Raw genomic sequence first — 19,878 nt, forward strand, 5'->3', positions numbered from 1 at the left:
CCCGCGACATGCTGTGCCGCGGGGATTTTTTTATCCGGGAGTTACAGCGATTGTGGGCTCAGTTGATGGCGGCGCACATCTACCGGCATCCCGGAACGGACATCCATCACATGCTGCATCACTTCAGCGTCAGTTTGCGCTGCATCTTTAAATGATTGCATTGCACTATTCAGCGTTATCGGCAATAGCTGCGGATCATCATCAATCTTCTCTGATAGCGGCTGATGCACTTCAACCAGACGCGCACCGTTTGGTTCGGCAGAGACTTTAATCGGCGTGTTGATGATATTCACTTTGGTGCCTGGGGTGACCTGGCTAAAGAGTGTTTTGATATCGTCATCACGCAGACGTATACAGCCAGAACTTACCCGCATGCCAATGCCGAAATCGGCGTTCGTACCGTGAAGCAAATAAACGCCGCCATAGGCCGCCAGACGAATCGCATGATGGCCCATTGGGTTATCTGGTCCAGCCGGAACTACCGCAGGCAACTCAATTCCCTGTGCTTTATACCGCGCGCGAATGTTTGCCGTTGGCGTCCAGGTTGGGTTTGCACGCTTGTCAGAAACGGTGGTCACCATTGTCGGTGTCAGCGTGTCACCACCCAACTGACCAATGCCGATGGGATACACGGTCACCGAATTTTTACCCGGCGGGTAGTAATAGAGACGCAGCTCCGCAATGTTGATCACAATGCCTTCGCGCGGCGCGTCTGGAAGTAGGGTTTGCAATGGGATCGTTAACACGCTACCCGCGCGTGGCACGTAAGGATCAACGCCGGGGTTAGCCTGTAACAGAGCGAGAAAGCCGACGTTATATTTTTTGGCGATCGCTTCCAGCGAACCACCGTCATTTTCCACCACATGAAATTTGTTTTCGCCAACCAGGCGACTGCCCGCTGGCGGCAGCGGCCAGGTGTTGGCTTTTGCCGGTAGCGTCAGCGCCACGGCTGCGGCGAACGTAAAAAACGTTAGCCAGCGAGAAAAACGCGTTTTGATCATCACCAAAAATCCATAATAAATATAAGGTTATTGTAATAAAAAGATAAGCCTGAATTATGGATGGTGACAGTGTCGGATAGTGCAGGGAAGTGCAAAGAATTTGTAAATGTTGCAGATGGGGGCGCAGAAACGCCCCCGATCTCACCATTAAGCGATCGCGTTCTCTTCCAGTTCACGCATAAACTGGCGAACCCATTCGATACGCGTTTTCCGTTCGCTCAAATCCTGAATAAACTTCAGGCGCGTCGGGCCATCAAGGCGATAATGCTGCGGCTGTTTTTGCAGCAAACCAATCAACCAGGCTGGATTAACGTGATTTTTCTCGGCAAATTCGATCACGCCGCCTTTCTCATTACCTTCCAGCTTCCTGATCCCCAGTTTCTGCGCTTGCTGGCGCAGACGGGCAATATCCAGCAGGGTACGCGCCGGATCAGGCAGCAGGCCGAAGCGATCGATAAGCTCGACTTTGATCTCTTCCAGTTCGTTTTCCGTTTTGGCGCTGGCAATACGTTTATAGAACGACAAACGCGTATTCACGTCAGGAATGAAATCATCTGGCAATAGCGACGGCATCCGCAGCTCGACTTCTGTTTGCTGGCTGGTGAGATCTTCCAGCGACGGCTCGCGTCCGGCTTTCAGTGCATCGACGGCGTTTTCCAGCAACTCCATATACAGCGAGAAACCGATGGTTTCCATCGAGCCGCTCTGTTCTTCGCCAAGCAATTCACCCGCGCCGCGGATCTCCAGATCGTGCGTTGCCAGCGCAAAGCCTGCCCCGAGATCTTCCAGCGAGGCAATCGCTTCAAGACGTTTTTGCGCATCGGTAGTCATCGCTTTCGGATGCGGCGTCAGCAGCCATGCATATGCCTGATGATGTGAACGTCCGACGCGACCGCGCAACTGGTGCAGCTGCGCCAGACCGAAGTGATCCGCGCGTTCAATGATAATGGTGTTGGCAGTCGGGATGTCGATCCCGGTTTCGATAATGGTGGTACAAACCAGCACGTTGAAACGTTGATGATGGAAATCATTCATCACCCGTTCCAGTTCGCGCTCGCGCATCTGCCCGTGACCAATAGCAATCCGCGCTTCTGGCACCAGTTCCGCCAGCCGTCCGGCGGCTTTCTGGATGTTTTCCACATCATTGTAGAGATAATAAACCTGACCGCCGCGCAGAACTTCACGCAGGATCGCCTCCCGGACCACCAGACTGTCATACTCGCGGACAAACGTTTTGACCGCCAGACGACGGGCGGGCGGCGTGGCGATAATCGACAGGTCACGCATTCCGCTCATCGCCATATTCAGCGTACGTGGGATCGGCGTAGCGGTAAGCGTCAGAATATCCACGTTCGCACGCATCGCTTTAATGCGCTCTTTATGACGCACCCCGAAGCGGTGTTCTTCATCGACAATCAGCAAGCCTAAATCTTTAAACTTGACGTCATTTTGCAGCAGTTTGTGCGTACCGATCAGAATATCGATTTTCCCTTCCGCCACTTCCGCAAGGATTTGCGTCTGCTCTTTGGCGCTGCGGAAACGGGAGATCATTTCGATACGTACCGGCCAGTTGGCGAAACGGTCGCGGAAGTTGTCGTAATGCTGCTGCGCGAGAAGAGTGGTAGGCACCAGCACCGCTACCTGCTTGTGGTTATCTACTGCCAGGAAAGCGGCGCGCATCGCCACTTCTGTTTTCCCAAAGCCAACATCGCCGCACACCAGACGATCCATTGCCAGCGGCTGACACATGTCGCTAAGCACCGCATTAATGGCCTGCGCCTGATCCGGCGTGGTTTCAAACGGGAAGCTGTCGCAGAACAACTGATACTGCTCGCGATCGTGTTTAAACGCGAAGCCCTCTTTGGCGGCGCGTTGCGCGTAGATATCCAGCAATTCCGCCGCCACATCACGCACTTTTTCCGCCGCTTTCTGCCGCGCGCGTGACCACGCATCGCCGCCAAGTTTATGCAGCGGGGCGTTTTCTTCCGCTCCACCTGCGTAACGGCTAATCAGATGCAGTGACGACACCGGAACATACAGTTTGGCGTCGTTGGCATAGGTGAGCATCAGGTACTCACCAGTAATGCCGCCCGCTTCCAGCGTGGTCATTCCGGCATAGCGCCCGACGCCGTGCTCCAGATGGACCACCGGCTGACCAATATGCAATTCCGCGAGGTTGCGGATCAGTGTATCGGGGTTGATGGTGCGGCGAGAATCCTGACGACGGCGGGCAACACGTTCACCAAGCAGATCACTTTCGCAGATCAGCGCCAGATTACGCACCGTATCGACAAAACCATGTTCGGCAGCGCCAATCATCAAATAGCGCCCACGGTCGCTGGCTTCATCAAGACGCATAATGCGTTGCGGAGCAATTTTAATTCGCGCGAGCAGTTCACCCAGCGCTTCACGGCGACCTTCACTTTCTACCGAGAACACCACCGGACCATCGAAAGACTCGAGGAACTTACGCAGCGCATCCAGCGGCGCTTTTTGTTGTGCCTGAACGGCCAGGTCTGGCAGCTTCTCGAAGCCTAAATTGGCATTCGCTGCTTTTGTCGGTAAATGTTCAGTTTTTAGCTGCACCCGGGGCCAGTTTTTCAGCTCTGAGAAGAGCTCATCCACCCGCAGCCAGAGCGCTTGTGGTGGCAACAGTGGGCGCATCGGATCGACGCCGCGATTCTCAAAACGCGCCAGCGTATCTGCCTGGAAACGTTCGGCACTGTTTTCCAGATCGCCAGTATTCACCAGCAGCGTATTGGCAGGGAAATAACTGAACAGCGGTGGCAGCGGTTCGCTGAAGAACAGTGGCTGCCAGTACTCGATCCCGGCAGGCAATGTGCCTTTACTCACTTGCTGGTAAATATGTTCCGGATCGCGCTTCACTTCGAAGGTATCGCGCCACTGGCTGCGGAACAGTTCAATTGCCGCTTTATCGGTCGGGAATTCGTGTGCGGGCAGCAGGTTGATCGCTTCTACTTCCTCCAGCGTGCGCTGGCTGTCGACGTCAAACACCCGCAGGCTGTCGATTTCATCATCAAAGAAATCAAGACGATAAGGCAGTTCGCTGCCCATCGGGAAGAGATCCAACAACGCGCCGCGGGTGGCGTATTCACCGTGCTCCATCACCTGGTCAACATGGCGATAACCGGCGCTGTCCAGTTGGGTTCGCAATGCATCTCGTGACAGGCGCTGACCTTTTTTCATTACCAGTGCATGACCATGGAGAAAACTGTGCGGGCAAACGCGCTGCATAAGCGTACTCACCGGAACAATCAGTACGCCACGCTGCATCGTCGGTAGCTGGTAAAGGGTGGAAAGGCGCGAGGAGATAATGTCCTGATGAGGCGAAAAACTGTCGTAAGGGAGGGTTTCCCAGTCCGCCAGATTCATCACCATCTGATCGGTGAACTGGCTGATTTCATCATGCAAACGCAGAGCATTTTGCATATCTGGTGCAATGAGTACCACCGGACCGGCGTGACGTTCGGCAATTTCCGCCACCAGCGTCGCGCAGGCAGCGCCAGTTAACTCGCCCAGCAGACGCTGCTCACCCGCTTTGACGGGCAGCGTATAACGATATTGTTCAGGCATAACGGTTGTCAGAGTCTCGTTAGGATATGCCCCAACATATGGGGGCATATCTCTGATAAGCAATGCTGTTCATTATCCGTAATCGACATGGTTTAGCAAATTGAATCGCCCCGGCTGGGGCGATGGCTTAACGAGAGTAACTGGTGGCAGGCAGAGAAGGCGGGGAGAACAACAGGTCGCTGAATGCGCGTTGTGAAAATTTTCGCACCAGTAATCCAGCAACAGTACAAATCAACAAACTGACAAAGGGATAAACCAGCAGGAGCGTCAGTTCGAGTTGCGGCGACCAGCGGGCTGCATTCATTTGCGGAATCAGACTTAAGCTGAATATCTCTACCAGAATGCGATGGGTGGTGTAGATGGCAATGGTGTTAGAACCAATCACATTCAGCAGGCTGGAGGAACGCATACCGAAACGCTGCTCGTACTGATAAAACAGTTTCATGATCACCACAATCGATACCAGCGACAACAGCAGCGAGATATTAAACAACCAGGCAGCAACCGCCAGAACAGCCAGCAAAGAAGCCATCAGCAGATGGCGGCGCAACGGCACCTCTTTAACACAGGTCATTATTGTTGCGCCAAACCATGCGCCAAGGCTGTAATAAGGCAAATTGCGGATCACACTGTTCATTCCCCACCATGGCGTGGGAACGAAATTAACCGCCACACTCATCAGCACAAACAGAACGAATAGTGGCAGAGCCAGGCGGTTAAAAATTTTACATATCACGAAATAGACAATTAACGCATACAGATACCACAAGCTGGTGCTGGCGGTGAGCATCCCGTGCAGGAACTCGCCAGTGGAATCGGCATAAGCAGCATTGGAGGCATTGCTTAAATCGCGCTCAGGCGCCAGCCACGGGTTCAGTGTACTTAACGCCATCCACTGCACCACGCCCCAAAGCGCCAGCACCCAGAAGATGTTCCAGATGCGTTTATCGAGACAATTTCCCCAGGGTACGCTGTCGATATAGCGGCGAATCAAATAGCCGGAAATAAAGAAAAAAACCGGCATACGAAAGGGCGCAAGGTAAAGATTGAAATAGATCCAGCATTTGCTCAGGACTTCCGATAACGGATGCTGAAAAGTGGTCAGATGCGGATAAAAGGTAATGACCGAGTGATAAACCACCACCAGACAAATACATAACCCTTTGATCTGGTTAATCCATAGCTCTTTTTGTTTCATCAGGACAACACGCTCTTTTTATTTAACATGCTGTTAATCCTGCGGGGCGAGTTGCGTGGTGTAATGCGTATCTGTCTGTATTTGGTTATTTTTCAGATAAAGATCAGGCCACAAGGCCGATGAGAAAATGAGGCCCTTTAGTCGATTGATTTGCTGGTACTTTTCAGATTAGCCCTGACGATCACTTACAGTTCAGACGTTTACCCATCCCGCTTTCGCTTATATACTCGTGTCTTTGCTAACAGCAACCAGACGGATTTCATGTACCAACCTGTCGCTCTATTTATTGGCCTGCGTTACATGCGTGGGCGTGCAGCGGATCGCTTCGGTCGTTTCGTCTCCTGGCTTTCTACCATCGGCATTACCCTCGGGGTGATGGCGCTGGTCACAGTATTGTCAGTGATGAACGGCTTTGAGCGCGAGTTGCAAAACAACATCCTTGGCCTGATGCCACAGGCAATTCTCTCTTCTGAGCATGGCTCTCTTAACCCGCAGCAACTCCCGGAAACGGCAGTCAAACTGGACGGCGTTAATCGTGTCGCACCTATCACTACCGGTGATGTGGTACTGCAAAGCGCGCGCAGCGTGGCGGTCGGGGTGATGCTGGGTATCGACCCGGCGCAAAAAGATCCACTAACGCCGTATCTGGTCAATGTGAAACAAACTGACCTCGAGCCGGGGAAATATAATGTCATCCTCGGTGAACAGCTGGCCTCACAGTTGGGCGTCAATCGCGGTGATCAAATCCGCGTGATGGTGCCATCTGCCAGCCAGTTCACGCCGATGGGGCGTATTCCAAGTCAGCGCCTGTTCAATGTGATTGGCACTTTCGCCGCCAACAGTGAAGTCGATGGCTATGAAATGCTGGTGAATATTGAGGATGCCTCGCGTCTGATGCGTTATCCGGCAGGCAATATTACCGGCTGGCGTTTGTGGCTGGATGAGCCGCTGAAAGTCGACTCATTAAGCCAGCAAAAACTGCCTGAAAGCAGCAAATGGCAGGACTGGCGTGACCGTAAAGGCGAGCTGTTCCAGGCCGTACGCATGGAAAAAAATATGATGGGCTTACTGCTGAGCCTGATTGTCGCCGTTGCGGCGTTTAACATTATTACCTCGCTGGGGCTGATGGTGATGGAGAAGCAGGGCGAAGTAGCGATCCTGCAAACGCAAGGCTTAACTCCGCGACAAATCATGATGGTCTTTATGGTGCAAGGGGCCAGCGCCGGGATTATCGGTGCGATCCTCGGAGCGGCGCTTGGCGCACTGCTTGCCAGCCAGTTGAATAATCTGATGCCGATAATCGGCGTCCTGCTTGATGGCGCGGCGCTGCCGGTGGCTATCGAACCTTTACAGGTCATTGTTATTGCGCTGGTGGCGATGGCTATCGCGCTGTTGTCTACGCTTTACCCTTCCTGGCGCGCTGCCGCCACTCAACCCGCTGAGGCTTTACGTTATGAATAAGATCCTGTTGCAATGCGACAACCTGTGCAAACGCTATCAGGAAGGCAGTGTGCAAACCGATGTACTGCACAATGTCAGTTTCAGCGTGGGCGAAGGTGAAATGATGGCGATCGTCGGTAGCTCTGGTTCCGGTAAAAGTACCTTGCTGCACCTGTTAGGCGGGCTGGATACGCCAACCTCCGGCGATGTGATCTTTAACGGTCAGCCGATGAGCAAACTGTCTTCGGCGGCGAAAGCAGAACTGCGCAACCAGAAGCTGGGCTTTATTTATCAGTTTCACCACCTGCTGCCGGATTTTACTGCCCTGGAAAACGTGGCTATGCCGCTGCTGATTGGCAAGAAAAAGCCCGCTGAAATCAACAGTCGAGCGTTGGAAATGTTAAAAGCGGTGGGGCTGGAGCATCGTGCGAATCACCGCCCGTCAGAGCTTTCCGGCGGTGAGCGCCAGCGTGTGGCGATTGCCCGTGCGCTGGTCAATAACCCGCGTCTGGTACTGGCGGATGAACCTACCGGTAACCTTGACGCGCGTAACGCAGACAGCATCTTCCAGTTGCTTGGGGAGTTGAATCGCTTGCAGGGCACCGCCTTCCTGGTGGTCACTCACGACCTGCAACTGGCGAAACGTATGAGTCGCCAACTGGAGATGCGTGATGGGCGTCTGACGGCGGAACTGAGCCTGATGGGGGCGGAGTAATGGCGATGCCTTTATCGTTATTAATTGGCCTGCGTTTTAGTCGCGGACGGCGGCGCGGCGGCATGGTGTCGCTGATCTCCGTCATTTCTACCATTGGCATTGCCCTTGGCGTAGCGGTATTGATTGTCGGCTTAAGCGCGATGAACGGCTTTGAACGCGAACTGAACAACCGTATTCTGGCGGTGGTGCCGCATGGTGAAATTGAGGCGGTAGATCAGCCGTGGACTAACTGGCAGGAAGCACTGGATAACGTGCAGAAAGTGCCGGGTATTGCCGCCGCTGCGCCGTATATCAATTTCACCGGGCTGGTGGAGAGCGGCGCGAATCTGCGCGCTCTGCAGGTTAAAGGCGTTGATCCGCAACAGGAACAGCGTCTGAGCGCGCTGCCATCATTTGTCCAGGGCGATGCCTGGAACAATTTTAAAGCCGGCGAACAGCAGATTATCATCGGCAAAGGGGTGGCGGATGCGCTGAAAGTGAAGCAGGGGGATTGGGTGTCGATCATGATCCCAAACTCGAATCCCGAGCATAAGCTGATGCAGCCGAAACGTGTGCGTTTGCACGTTGCGGGTATTTTGCAGTTGAGTGGCCAACTCGATCACAGTTTTGCCATGATCCCGCTGGCGGATGCCCAACAATATCTTGATATGGGTTCCAGTGTGTCAGGCATTGCCCTTAAAATGACGGATGTTTTTAACGCTAACAAACTGGTACGTGACGCGGGTGAAGTAACCAACAGCTACGTTTATATTAAAAGCTGGATTGGTACTTACGGCTATATGTATCGCGATATCCAGATGATCCGCGCCATTATGTATCTGGCGATGGTACTGGTGATTGGCGTGGCCTGTTTCAACATCGTCTCCACGCTGGTGATGGCGGTGAAAGACAAGAGTGGCGATATCGCAGTATTAAGAACGCTGGGGGCGAAAGATGGTTTAATTCGCGCCATCTTTGTCTGGTATGGATTGCTGGCAGGGCTGTTCGGCAGCCTGTGTGGTGTGATTATCGGCGTAGTGGTTTCACTGCAACTTACCCCGATTATTGAGTGGATTGAAAAGCTGATCGGTCATCAGTTCCTCTCCAGCGATATCTATTTTATTGACTTCCTGCCATCGGAATTGCACTGGCTGGACGTCTTCTACGTACTGGTCACAGCATTGTTGCTGAGTCTTTTGGCAAGTTGGTATCCGGCGCGACGCGCCAGTAATATTGACCCTGCGCGAGTCCTTAGCGGCCAGTAAAGGCAGTACATTAAAACAAGGAGCGGCAATGTATTACGGGTTTGATATTGGTGGAACGAAAATTGCGCTAGGCGTGTTTGATAGCGGTCGGCAGTTGCAGTGGGAAAAGCGGGTGCCGACACCGCGTGACAGCTATGACGCATTTTTAGATGCAGTGTGCGAGCTGGTGGCCGAAGCCGATCAACGTTTTGGCTGTAAAGGCTCTGTCGGCATCGGTATTCCGGGAATGCCGGAAACAGAAGATGGCACGCTGTATGCCGCCAATGTCCCCGCCGCAAGTGGTAAACCGCTGCGTGCCGATCTGAGCGCACGCCTTGAACGCGATGTGCGCCTTAATAACGACGCCAACTGCTTTGCCCTTTCTGAAGCCTGGGACGATGAATTTACCCAATATCCGTTGGTGATGGGACTGATCCTGGGGACTGGCGTTGGCGGTGGACTGGTATTCAACGGTAAACCGGTAACGGGTAAAAGCTATATTACTGGTGAATTTGGGCATATGCGCCTTCCCGTTGATGCGTTAACCATGATGGGGCTGGATTTCCCGTTACGTCGCTGCGGCTGTGGTCAGCACGGTTGCATTGAAAATTATCTGTCTGGTCGCGGCTTTGCGTGGCTGTATCAACACTATTACCATCAACCGTTGCAGGCTCCCGAAATTATTGCGCTTTATGAGCAAGGCGATGAGCAGGCAAGGGCGCACGTTGAGCGTTATCTGGATTTATTAGCGGTTTGTCTGGGAAATATCCTGACCATTGTTGACCCTGATTTGCTGGTCATTGGTGGTGGCTTATCGAATTTCCCGGCAATCACAACGCAACTGGCGGACAGGCTGCCTCGTCATCTCTTACCTGTAGCTCGTGTTCCGCGCATTGAACGTGCGCGTCATGGGGATGCAGGAGGAATGCGTGGTGCGGCCTTCCTACATCTAACCGATTAATCAACAGAGGTTGCTATGTTGTCGCGTCGGGGTCATCGGTTAAGTCGTTTTCGTAAAAATAAACGCCGCCTGCACGAGCGTTTGCGTCAGCGTATTTTTTTCAGAGATAAAGTGGTGCCGGAAGCAATGGAAAAACCAAGAGTACTCGTACTGACAGGGGCAGGAATTTCTGCGGAATCAGGTATTCGTACCTTTCGCGCAGCAGATGGCCTGTGGGAAGAACATCGGGTTGAAGATGTGGCTACACCGGAAGGTTTTGATCGCGATCCTGAACTGGTGCAAGCGTTTTATAACGCCCGTCGCCGTCAACTACAGCAGCCAGAAATTCAGCCTAACGCTGCGCATCTTGCTCTGGCTAAACTGCAAGACGCCCTCGGCGATCGCTTTTTGCTGGTGACGCAGAATATCGATAATCTGCATGAACGCGCAGGTAATACAAATGTGATTCATATGCATGGGGAATTGCTGAAAGTACGTTGTTCGCAAAGCGGTCAGGTTCTCGACTGGACCGGAGACGTTACGCCAGAAGATAAATGCCATTGCTGCCAGTTCCCGGCTCCGCTGCGCCCACACGTAGTATGGTTTGGCGAAATGCCACTCGGCATGGATGAAATTTATATGGCGTTGTCGATGGCCGACATTTTCATTGCCATTGGTACTTCCGGGCATGTTTATCCGGCGGCTGGGTTTGTTCACGAAGCGAAGCTGCATGGCGCGCATACGGTTGAACTCAATCTCGAACCGAGTCAGGTCGGTAATGAATTTGCCGAGAAATATTACGGCCCGGCAAGCCAGGTGGTACCAGAGTTTGTTGAGAAGTTGCTGAAGGGATTATAAATCAGGAGTAATTGCCTGATGCGCTACGCTTATCAGGCCTACAAGGGGACGCAATTAATTGAATTTGCGGGTTTTGTGGGCCAGATAAGGCGTTCGCGCCGCATCCGGCATAATACACGCGCACTTTACTGCCTCTTTTACCGTTTACTCGTCAATAACAACGCGGCAATAAACGTACAGACTCCAATCAGTCCCGCCCAGAGCGGCGATATTCTGGTAATCGCAAAGCTATTATCGATATACAGGCATAAAGCCTGATAACCCATATTGGCAATAGTCATCGCCACTGCAAACTTTAATGCATAAATAAAACGAGTCGTGTAGTTAAAAAATGCAGTAAAGACGATGAATGCAACCGCCCAGGCAAAAAGGCCTAATGTCGTGGTACTGCCGGGAGGATCATTCTCCTGCTGTTGTCTGGGATGCGGATAATATGTCAATGGCGGCGTCGGTTGTTTTAATATCTGTGCTTGTAAAACAGCCAATGCATTATTGATTCCCTGATACCATAGGTCCGCATGTAAATAAGCCAGCGTGTGATTTTCTACCAGGAGGCCGAGATGTTTATCGTCCAGACGGCTTTCAACCTGGCCGTTGGTTATCACAATTAACCGTGGCTCCCGGGTAGTAAAAAGCAACAGAACACTTCCTTTTACATCACTCAATGAAGATGACGCATGCGCCAGCATCGCTTTGCCATTTTGCCTGAGACTGGCTTCATTATTAATGTCGGGTAAAACCACAATAAATGGCGCAATCCCGGTTTGTTGACGAAAAATCTCGGCTTTACGCGCGATCTCTTCAGCATCTGGTACAGTACCGGTAACATCCGTAAAAAGTGTCTTCATTATTGGAATCAATGGCTTACTGGCTGCTGTCAGAGGCAGGAGTATCAGTAAACTGAGCAGTATAATGAATTTTTTCATGGGCGGGACTTCCGTTTCCTGCGTGTCTTTTTAGAGGAGAGCATACTGATTAATAAACCGACGGCGATAAAAATAACACCCATAATGCCGATAAACCCCCATTTAAAAAAATTAACCCACGGGTTATTTATCTCAGCCTTTTCAGGATGTCCTGGAGAATAATAAACATTAACTTTATCGCCTTCGCTGTCTTCATAAAAATCGCTGCCAATATTCGAATTGAAAATTAGCGTGTAATCTGGCGTCGGACGAAAAGCAACGACGGGATACCACGAACCATTTTTACCCGTGCGATGAGAATGACTGGAGTGCCAGACGGTATCAACAATGACGCCCTCGGTATGAATCGCGTCTTTGCTATAGGTGAACTGGTTATAAAAGATAACAACAGAAATGAGGGTCAGTACCAGACCGATACCGAGGAATATACGAAAGAAAACTTTACTGTCCTGACTCATTAGCCACATCCTTGCTAAATAAAAAACGGGCGGTAATACCACCGCCCGTTTGCTGAATTAACGTCCTGCTTTCAGCTTCTGATAATACTCTTCATAAATGCTGCTGGCTGGGCCAACGTCACTCTGCCATTCGCCATTTTTAATGGTTTCAGCATCCGGGTAGAGCGTCTTGTCGTTCGCTATTTCCGGGCTTAACAGTTTGCGCGCGGCGAGGTTTGGTGTTGGATAACCGATAGTTTCGGCAACCTGTTTTGCCACATCCGGGCGCAGCAGGAAGTTGATCAGTTTCAGCGCGCCTTCTTTGTTTTTGGCATTTGCCGGGATCGCCAGGCTGTCCATCCAGAAAATGCCGCCTTCTTTCGGCCATACCACGTCAATTGGCGTACCCGCCTGGCGAGCGACGAAAGCAGAGCCGTTCCAGATCATGCCGAGGTTAACTTCGCCTTCCATGTACGGGTTTGCCGGGTTATCGGAGTTAAACGCCGCGACGTTTGGCATCAGTTTTTTCAGCTCGTTATACGCAGCTTCAATCTCTTTCGGATCGGTGGTATTACCGGAGTAGCCCAGCTTACGCAGCGCCATCTGGAATACTTCACGGGCATCGTCGGTCAGCAGCAGGCTGCCTTTGTACTCAGGCTTCCACAGATCGGCCCAGCTGGTGACAGATTTCGGATCCACCGCATCACCGTTAACGCCAATCGCCGTCGCACCCCAGATATACGGAATGGAGTAGTCGTTATTCGGATCAAACGGCTTGTTGAGCATTTCTGGATCGAGATTGCTGAAGTTTGTTAACTTCGACTTGTCGATCTTCTGGATCATCCCTTCTTTACGCATTTTATCAACGTAATAGGTTGAAGGAACCACCAAATCATAGGCACCGTCTTTGTACGTTTTCAGCTTGGCGTACATGGTTTCGTTCGACTCGTAAGTCGAATAGATAACCTTAATACCGGTTTCTTTGGTGAACTGTTCAAGCAGTCCAGGCGGTACGTACTCGGTCCAGTTGTAGAAATACAGTGTGTTGTTGTCATCAGCGTGAGCGGCACTCATGCCCAGTGCCAGAGCACCCGCCGCGAGCAGGTGGCGTGACCATTTTTTCATTTAACGTCCCCTGTGTTACCTTTCGTTTTATCACGAGCAATAAGCTGGCTGGCAATAACCATCACCAGCGACAGCACCAGTAATATGGTTGCCAGCGCGTTAACTTCCGGCGATACGCCGACTTTGACCATCGAATAAATTTTTAACGGCAGAATTTCATAACTCGGCCCGGTGACGAACGAAGAAACCACCACATCGTCCATCGACAGGGTAAAGCTTAATACCCAGCCCGCCGCCACCGCTGGCATTGCCAGTGGCAGGATGATTTTTCGCAGAATGGTAAATTCACTGGCACCGAGATCTTTCGCCGCTTCCAGCATTCGCACGTCAAAACCTTTCAGGCGCGAATACACCGTCACCACCACAAACGGCAGGCAGAAGGTGATATGCGAGAACAGCAGCGACCAGAAGCCAAGCTGAATACCCAGCAGCATAAACAGCACCAGCAGAGAAATCGCCATCACGATATCTGGCGACATCATCACCACAAACAGCATTCCGCTAACGAACGGCTTACCACGAAAGCGATAGCGGTACAGCGCAACTGCCGTCAGTGAACCGATAAGCGTGGCAAACGTCGCCGAAAACACCGCCATCGTCAGTGAATGCTGCGCTGCCTGTAACAGGCTGTCGTTGTTCATCAGCAGGCTATACCATTTGGTGGTAAAACCCTGCCAGTTGATGCCAAAGCGCGAGCTGTTGAAGGAGTTCACAATCAAAATAATGATTGGGATATACAGGTACGCGTAGATAGCGGTCATAAAACCGCCGCGAAGCAGTCGACCGATCATTCGAGTTCCACCTTCTTATTCATAAGGCGGGACACTTTCAGGATTTTGAATTTATTCAATTTTTTCCTTTCTCCAAAATCTCTCCAAAACTTTTCCCCAAAACAGGACCACGCATTTTACAGCATTTTTATACATGGGTGAGCTTACCAGGACAGAAAAGTATTCCAGTTTGTTTACCCATATCGCTTTCCGAATGAGATTTTTGATGTGATTTCTTCGTGTTGAAAAACCACATAATGTGGTATTAGAATTAGCTAACAGGATTAACTTTGAATCCGTTTTGAATCTCATTGAACTCAGGAGTGACTATGAATCGTAAAAGGGTTGCTTTGCTGCAAGCCATTGGCTCGGTTATAGCCCTGAGCCCGGCGGTCGTTTCAGCAAGTGGCATGCCAGCAAATTCAGTTGCCGCTTTGCGTCAGGATGCGGCAGCTATCAGAGGTGATTTCCAAAGAGCAGCGGTATCCGTTAACTTCGAAAAACTGAACAATGCCAGACCAAAAAGAAAGTGAGAATGCTGAACTCACCAGTGAAGAACAAAAAGATAACGAACTGGTTTCTCGAGTAATCGAAAATCCAGAGGTTTTAAATCGGGTTTTGGATAGCCCGCAAGGGCGAGCTATCGTTTGCCAGCATTTTCAGGGACCGGTTCCTCCGCCATCAATGCTGAAAGAGTATGAGCAATTGATTCCCGGGCTTGCAAATCGACTCGTTGAATTGACGGAAAAAGAGCAAGCTCATCGCCATAAAACAGTCGCTGATAGTATAAAGATCACAAAAAATGGTCAGAAAATGGCTTTCTGTATCGCGCTGATTATCATACTGGCAGCCGTCTTTTTTGGCGCGAGGGGACAAACAGGTCTTGCTGTAACACTCGTTTCAGTAGATCTTTTGGCATTAGTTTCCGTATTTATTGCTGGTAAACATTACTCTAACCAGGCATCAGATCAAGATTAGTCTCCGAACCCCGGTTGATGCCGGGGTTTTTACACTAGCAAAGCAATATCAACATTTTTCAGCTGTATTTATTTCGTCAAACAACCAATTTAACCCATTCCTGACCACGAGTATCGTTATAGCGATCGGTGGTTGCCTGGACTTTATGTCCCAGTAATGTTTTTGTATCGATACCCTGTGCGCGGTACAGCCGTTCTGACAGGGAGCGTTGTTCATGAAATGTTGGCGGTGTTTTTCCTGCTGGTGGAATTATTCCAGCCAGCTCCCGCGCTTTGGCAAAGTAATCGCTCAGGTTGTCTTTACTCATTGGTTTTGGTTGTTTCTGGTGCCGACTATGAATCAGGTATGGACTCAATATTCTGTCCCTGCATCCATTAATCACTTCTTTTAGCGATATCCCAATGGCATCACAGCGTAGCGTAAGCGGTAACGCCAGACGCATTCCAGTTTTTCCCTGGGTAATATGCAGGTGATCGTTCCACACATCTGAAAAACGCATGTGGCATATGTCATCACGGCGCTGGCCAGTAACAATCGCAAGAAGCATTGCGTTACGGATAAAGTGTTTTTCAGGTGTTGCGTTGTAAATTTTTTGCCAGTCTTCCAGAGTGAGCCTGGCTCTGGTTACTTTAGGGATCGGTTTACGGGTAGCCTCCGGAGGATTCCATCCGGGAGGGACTTCCCCTGCATGCTGTGCTTCTTTATAAATATCAACCCATAATCCGCGATTTACTCTCGCTGTGCTCACCATGTCTTTATCCAGCCACTCGTCCAGTATCAATGCAAAGTCTCTTACTTCAAGTTCTTTCAATGGGTGGTTTCCCAGGCGGGAAACCAGGTATGCAGCCATTCGCGCTTTTTCTTTGTGGGTTGTAGCTGCAATATCCCCATTTTTCAGTCGTGTATCCTGTATTTTCAGATACCGATCAACCCATGCTTTTAATCTGATACCCCGACGTTTTGTTGCTGACGGACTTTCATCAATTTTGCGCATGAAGTATTCAGCTTCTGCTGCAGCTATTCGCTGATTGGCTGTGGAAGCGATTCTTTCTGCTTTGCCTTTGTCTGTTCCGAGCCCGTGAAATTTTCCAGTCACAGGGTTTTTATACTGGTAGTAAACCCTGCCAGTTCTGCGATCAAACTTTTCGTAAAGACCGGCTACGTCAGTGCTGTTTTTTCGTGGCCTCGGTGACATGAGTTAAAATCTCCTTCAGTGCATCATCATCGCCAGTATGAATTTCCGGCGCAATTCCTGTTTCACCTGGTCCAACAAATACTGCCCGGCGATCTATCAGCCAACGCCCACGAATTTTTTGTGGTCTCGGAACGATGTATCCAAGTTTTCCGTATTTCACCAAGGTAGTGTTTGTTATTGGGAGACTGAACCGTTTAGGTTTCCACTCGTCGAGCGTTATCAGGTACTGTTCGCTCATGGCTATCACTCCGGAACGCGCCAGTTGCAGAATACCAACTACAACTGGCGACGGTTGAACATTAAAAATCAATCTGATTAGGGATCAGTTTTTGCCAGATTGCTGAAATGTATTTCGCCTGGTGGCGGGCGTCATCCAGTGCATTGTGGGGTACACCCTCGAACGGAATAGCCGCTCTGGCATCAAATTCCAGGGCTTTTCCCAGCTCAACGATTGTGCGCACATCGCGATCGTTGTAGTAACGCCACGGACAGGGGATTCCCTGTCGTTCATATGAACGGCGTAAAATCACGTTGTCGAAGTTGGCCCCATTTCCCCAGGCCCGAACAAAAAATTCACCGGAGTTTTCGTCTATAAATTCACGCAACTGCAGCAGTGCATCATCCAACGGGATTTCATCGACCAGAATGGCGGATTGCGCTTCGCGTGATTGTTTCAGCCACCATTTAATGGCGTCCCGATCAATGATTCCGCCTGCAGTTTCCAGATCAACAGTCTTAATAAATTCCGGCCCCATATCTCCGGTTTGCGGATCGAAAAATATTGCACCTATTGAGATAATCGGAGCATCAGGATTTTTTCCCATCGTTTCAAGGTCGATCATCAGATGGTGCCACACCCTGCTGGTGGATGTGGTTTCATGATGACCGTTCACCTTAACTAAGGGAGCTGTCACCTCGCCAGTTTCATTATCGCTGACGTGGTCCTGATCGCCGCCAGTGTTCTCCTTGTGCGGATGCTCAGTGCCTTCCATTTCCTCCGGACTTTCTTCCCGAGATTCATCCTGATTTTCTCCATCGAATGTTTCCTGGTATGTTGCGTCGCCCATCACTGCACCACAATCAGGGCAGTTGCCACCGCCTGTCTGCCCGCAGGCGGTGCAACCTTTTTCCACTTCTTGTTGCACTACTGGTTCAGGCTGTTTCGTTTCTGGCTCGTTTTGTAACGCATTTTGGCTGTTTTGTTCCGCTTTCTGGTCGTTCTGTTCCGTTTCTTGCAGGTTCTGGTTCACAGAATCGCGAGTCTGGATCCCCTTAACCCATTTTGGGTCATTCGGGTCGCTAATCCCGTCAACAAATTCACCACGTGATACAGCAAGCAACTTATCGGCGTCAGTCTGCTTGATATTGGCTGCCTGCATAATTTGGTTTACTTCGTCAGCGGTAACTTTTACCAGTTCCGGTTGTGCGATCGTGTCAGATGCACCAGTATTTTGTTGTGAACCTGAGTATGTACCGTTTTTGCGGGCAAAATATTCTTCTTTCGTGATTTCAGTAGCTCCCGCAGCCAGCGCCTTATCCAGACCAGAAAGTTTGTTTGCGCGACCGTATTTTTCGCCATCTTTATCGGTAAAGAGGAAGTAGAACGGCCCCTCACGCTCTACAGATGGTTCAGTTTCCAGCGTGCTTTCATTTTTTTTGGTATCAGATACTTCAGTTTCCACTGCATCAGTTTGTGCTGCTGACGGTTGGAGAATATCAGCAGTGCTCTGGTCTGTTTCTTCATCCTCAAACACGCCCTTTGTCGCCAGGTATTCAGTGATGTATTTGTTCAGTGCCACAGGGTCTTTGTGAATGTCGATCGGGCGCTCACGGACAAGACCAAAAATAGTCTGACAGCTGTAGCGAAGCGCATCAGGCTGTTTGCGCATAGATGCTGAAATACGCTTCCAGTCTTCGCGATCCTTGGCGATAACTTCATTTTTTGCCCAGCGAAGGATGCTGCCGTCAATGTTTCCGGCATCCATATCACTAGGCCAGAGATAGCAGGCCAGTTCTTCATCCAGTGTTTTCCATGTCTGCTTGTATTCGCGACGAATGGCAGCAGTGACAGGGTGGATTTTTCCCGCCGGGTTTTCAGTGTGCTGTCGGTTGGCTTTGGCGCGGGCAAGATCAACAACAGACGTGTATTTTCCAGTCTCTTTGCGCTCTGCGTCCTGCCGTTTTTTCCAGTTACGTAATTCAGTCTGAATTTCGGGCCATTTGGCACTCGGCTTACATTTGTGCTTAACCCATCCGATAGCGAACAGTTTGCGTTCCGGATACATAGCGTTAATTTCAGGCGTTTTCATTAATGCTTCAACGATATGCCCGTCGAATGTTGCCATGTCTTCCTGCAGTAACTCCTGTGCGCTAATCACCATATCAACGGTGATGTTTTCACATGTACCGAACTTAACCAGGACCGCGTTCTGTACTTCAAGGGACAGCTTGTCAAAATTGACGTTCATCGGATCGGATTCTGGTTCGACCAGGACAAAAGAAGCTGAGTTTTCATCCCAGCGATTTTCCTGCATATATTCGGTATCCCAGGAATCGAGGGCAGGGCGTGGCATGCCGGGCTTATCCTCGCAGACAAGAAATTTATAAGCGCAGTCCTGAGCAGCCGGATATTGCTCCAGGAATTGCCATGCAAATTTAGCACGGGCGCGGCGTTCGTCGCCGGCTTCAATGGCAGTGGCTACAGCAACTGCACCGTCTTCCTTTATTGCCTGTTCGTCCGGAATGGCGGCGCAAATAAAGACTTTACTCATTTTGTTTTAACCTCATTACAGATTTAAGGGTGAACAAATCCCTGCCATTGCTGGCATATAAAAATGGAACCGGATATTTACTGCAGGTCTGTTTTAAAGCCCTGCCGGGATTTCGCTATTATCTGTGTGAATAACTTTATCGACCGGATAACAGTTACCGGGAATTTTTTGTTCGTCTGCAGCGGTCGTGCATTCTTTCATTGAGCCGTATACACCTGTAACCAGGTCAACAGGCTCTCCGGTATTAAGGAAAACTGTCAGAACAAGTGCAAATGCAGTATTCATTGCAAGCATCCTTTTTTCATCAGGTTTAAGCGAGCCATCTTTGAAGCAATGCATACTTTATTTAATAAATCTGGCATGCGCTTTATCTGATTAATGGCATCCTCAATAAAAGTTTTATCACCAGTTATAACGCCAATTTCAAAACGGGTTTCAGGCGTAGTGGAATTGATTAATAACGTTTCCATTATCGCGTCCTCAACAATGAATTTTGTGATGCGGTGCCTGGTGCCTCCAGGTGACGTTAACCAGTTAACAATTAACGCCGGATACAGAGAATCCACCCATAACACTGTTTTTGGTTTTAACTGTTCCGCGTGCGCTTAGCCGCATTCACCGCATCACAAAATTCACTTTAAAAATGGCGGCAGAGCAGTCACGGAGTAAAACTGATACCGCCAAACGTCACCAGAAAATTGATAACA

The 19,878-nt window shown here is 50.4% G+C and carries 19 protein-coding genes; 7 read left to right on the top strand and 12 right to left on the bottom strand.

Annotated elements, in window-relative coordinates:
- Nucleotides 1-41 precede the first annotated feature (41 nt).
- The 3 genes from ldtC to FEK47_RS05590 all read right to left on the bottom strand — a co-directional run bounded on the left by ldtC (nt 42) and on the right by FEK47_RS05590 (nt 5,793).
- A complete protein-coding gene (gene ldtC, locus FEK47_RS05580) occupies nt 42-1,004 on the bottom strand; it encodes a L,D-transpeptidase LdtC (RefSeq protein ID WP_165383267.1) in 963 nt (320 codons plus the stop codon).
- Nucleotides 1,005-1,148: 144 nt separating this feature from the next.
- A complete protein-coding gene (gene mfd, locus FEK47_RS05585; protein WP_138183134.1) occupies nt 1,149-4,595 on the bottom strand; it encodes a transcription-repair coupling factor in 3,447 nt (1,148 codons plus the stop codon).
- A 127-nt stretch (nt 4,596-4,722) separates the two neighbouring features.
- Nucleotides 4,723-5,793, bottom strand: a complete 1,071-nt coding sequence (locus tag FEK47_RS05590; protein WP_135486290.1) for an acyltransferase family protein — start codon at nt 5,791-5,793, stop codon at nt 4,723-4,725.
- Between the two features lie 261 nt (nt 5,794-6,054).
- Between FEK47_RS05590 and lolC the strand changes: the two genes are divergently transcribed.
- Genes lolC through cobB form a run of 5 tightly spaced genes read left to right on the top strand, consistent with a single transcriptional unit; the run spans nt 6,055 to nt 10,969 of the window.
- The gene (gene lolC / locus FEK47_RS05595; protein ID WP_095092169.1) at nt 6,055-7,254 is read left to right on the top strand and encodes a lipoprotein-releasing ABC transporter permease subunit LolC; all 1,200 of its coding nucleotides are present in this window, start codon (nt 6,055-6,057) and stop codon (nt 7,252-7,254) included.
- A complete protein-coding gene (gene lolD / locus FEK47_RS05600; RefSeq protein ID WP_001033695.1) occupies nt 7,247-7,948 on the top strand; it encodes a lipoprotein-releasing ABC transporter ATP-binding protein LolD in 702 nt (233 codons plus the stop codon). Before lolC ends, lolD begins: the two co-directional genes overlap by 8 nt.
- Nucleotides 7,948-9,192, top strand: coding sequence for a lipoprotein-releasing ABC transporter permease subunit LolE (lolE, locus tag FEK47_RS05605; RefSeq protein ID WP_135486289.1), 1,245 nt, complete (start codon nt 7,948-7,950; stop codon nt 9,190-9,192). The genes lolD and lolE overlap by 1 nt, the downstream gene beginning before the upstream one ends.
- Before the next feature lie 28 nt (nt 9,193-9,220).
- Nucleotides 9,221-10,132, top strand: a complete 912-nt coding sequence (gene nagK, locus FEK47_RS05610) for an N-acetylglucosamine kinase (RefSeq protein WP_130205577.1) — start codon at nt 9,221-9,223, stop codon at nt 10,130-10,132.
- A gap of 15 nt (nt 10,133-10,147) precedes the next feature.
- Complete coding sequence (gene cobB, locus FEK47_RS05615) at nt 10,148-10,969, top strand: Sir2 family NAD+-dependent deacetylase (RefSeq protein WP_096938882.1); 822 nt, start codon at nt 10,148-10,150, stop codon at nt 10,967-10,969.
- 137 nt (nt 10,970-11,106) lie between these two features.
- On the opposite strand, the gene FEK47_RS05620 is transcribed toward cobB, so the two are convergent.
- From FEK47_RS05620 to potC, 4 genes are read right to left on the bottom strand one after another with little or no spacing between them, the layout of a single operon-like run.
- The gene (locus FEK47_RS05620) at nt 11,107-11,895 is read right to left on the bottom strand and encodes a TPM domain-containing protein (RefSeq protein ID WP_135486288.1); all 789 of its coding nucleotides are present in this window, start codon (nt 11,893-11,895) and stop codon (nt 11,107-11,109) included.
- The gene (locus FEK47_RS05625) at nt 11,892-12,353 is read right to left on the bottom strand and encodes a DUF3592 domain-containing protein (protein WP_135486287.1); all 462 of its coding nucleotides are present in this window, start codon (nt 12,351-12,353) and stop codon (nt 11,892-11,894) included. The genes FEK47_RS05620 and FEK47_RS05625 overlap by 4 nt, the downstream gene beginning before the upstream one ends.
- Nucleotides 12,354-12,410: 57 nt before the next feature.
- The gene (gene potD, locus FEK47_RS05630; protein ID WP_130215933.1) at nt 12,411-13,457 is read right to left on the bottom strand and encodes a spermidine/putrescine ABC transporter substrate-binding protein PotD; all 1,047 of its coding nucleotides are present in this window, start codon (nt 13,455-13,457) and stop codon (nt 12,411-12,413) included.
- On the bottom strand, nt 13,454-14,248 hold the full coding sequence (potC, locus tag FEK47_RS05635) for a spermidine/putrescine ABC transporter permease PotC (RefSeq protein ID WP_000580316.1): 795 nt from the start codon (nt 14,246-14,248) through the stop codon (nt 13,454-13,456). Before potC ends, potD begins: the two co-directional genes overlap by 4 nt.
- A 308-nt stretch (nt 14,249-14,556) precedes the next feature.
- Here potC and FEK47_RS05640 point away from each other — a divergent pair, with 308 nt between their 5' ends.
- Together FEK47_RS05640 and FEK47_RS05645 are read left to right on the top strand one after the other, a co-directional pair.
- A complete protein-coding gene (locus FEK47_RS05640; RefSeq protein ID WP_135486286.1) occupies nt 14,557-14,760 on the top strand; it encodes a hypothetical protein in 204 nt (67 codons plus the stop codon).
- Nucleotides 14,738-15,205 (top strand): DUF2335 domain-containing protein, encoded by a 468-nt coding sequence (locus tag FEK47_RS05645; protein WP_135522810.1) that lies wholly within the window; start codon nt 14,738-14,740, stop codon nt 15,203-15,205. The genes FEK47_RS05640 and FEK47_RS05645 overlap by 23 nt, the downstream gene beginning before the upstream one ends.
- Nucleotides 15,206-15,281: 76 nt before the next feature.
- Here the strand turns inward: FEK47_RS05645 and FEK47_RS05650 are convergent, their stop codons facing one another.
- The 5 genes from FEK47_RS05650 to dicB form a co-directional block, all read right to left on the bottom strand.
- The gene (locus tag FEK47_RS05650; RefSeq protein WP_138183135.1) at nt 15,282-16,400 is read right to left on the bottom strand and encodes a phage integrase Arm DNA-binding domain-containing protein; all 1,119 of its coding nucleotides are present in this window, start codon (nt 16,398-16,400) and stop codon (nt 15,282-15,284) included.
- Entirely contained in the window at nt 16,369-16,638 is a 270-nt protein-coding gene (locus FEK47_RS05655; RefSeq protein WP_000003742.1) for an excisionase, read from the bottom strand. Before FEK47_RS05655 ends, FEK47_RS05650 begins: the two co-directional genes overlap by 32 nt.
- 61 nt (nt 16,639-16,699) lie before the next feature.
- The gene (locus FEK47_RS05660; RefSeq protein ID WP_138183136.1) at nt 16,700-19,171 is read right to left on the bottom strand and encodes an exonuclease; all 2,472 of its coding nucleotides are present in this window, start codon (nt 19,169-19,171) and stop codon (nt 16,700-16,702) included.
- A 93-nt stretch (nt 19,172-19,264) separates the two neighbouring features.
- Nucleotides 19,265-19,456: a DUF1482 family protein gene (locus FEK47_RS05665; RefSeq protein ID WP_129541791.1), complete on the bottom strand. Its 192-nt coding sequence runs from the start codon at nt 19,454-19,456 to the stop codon at nt 19,265-19,267.
- Nucleotides 19,453-19,746, bottom strand: coding sequence for a cell division inhibition protein DicB (gene dicB / locus FEK47_RS25345; protein WP_240726863.1), 294 nt, complete (start codon nt 19,744-19,746; stop codon nt 19,453-19,455). The genes FEK47_RS05665 and dicB overlap by 4 nt, the downstream gene beginning before the upstream one ends.
- Between the last annotated feature and the right edge of the window lie 132 nt (nt 19,747-19,878).

The organism is Escherichia sp. E3659 (genome assembly GCF_005781135.1).
In the GTDB taxonomy this organism is placed as follows: Bacteria; Pseudomonadota; Gammaproteobacteria; order Enterobacterales; family Enterobacteriaceae; genus Escherichia.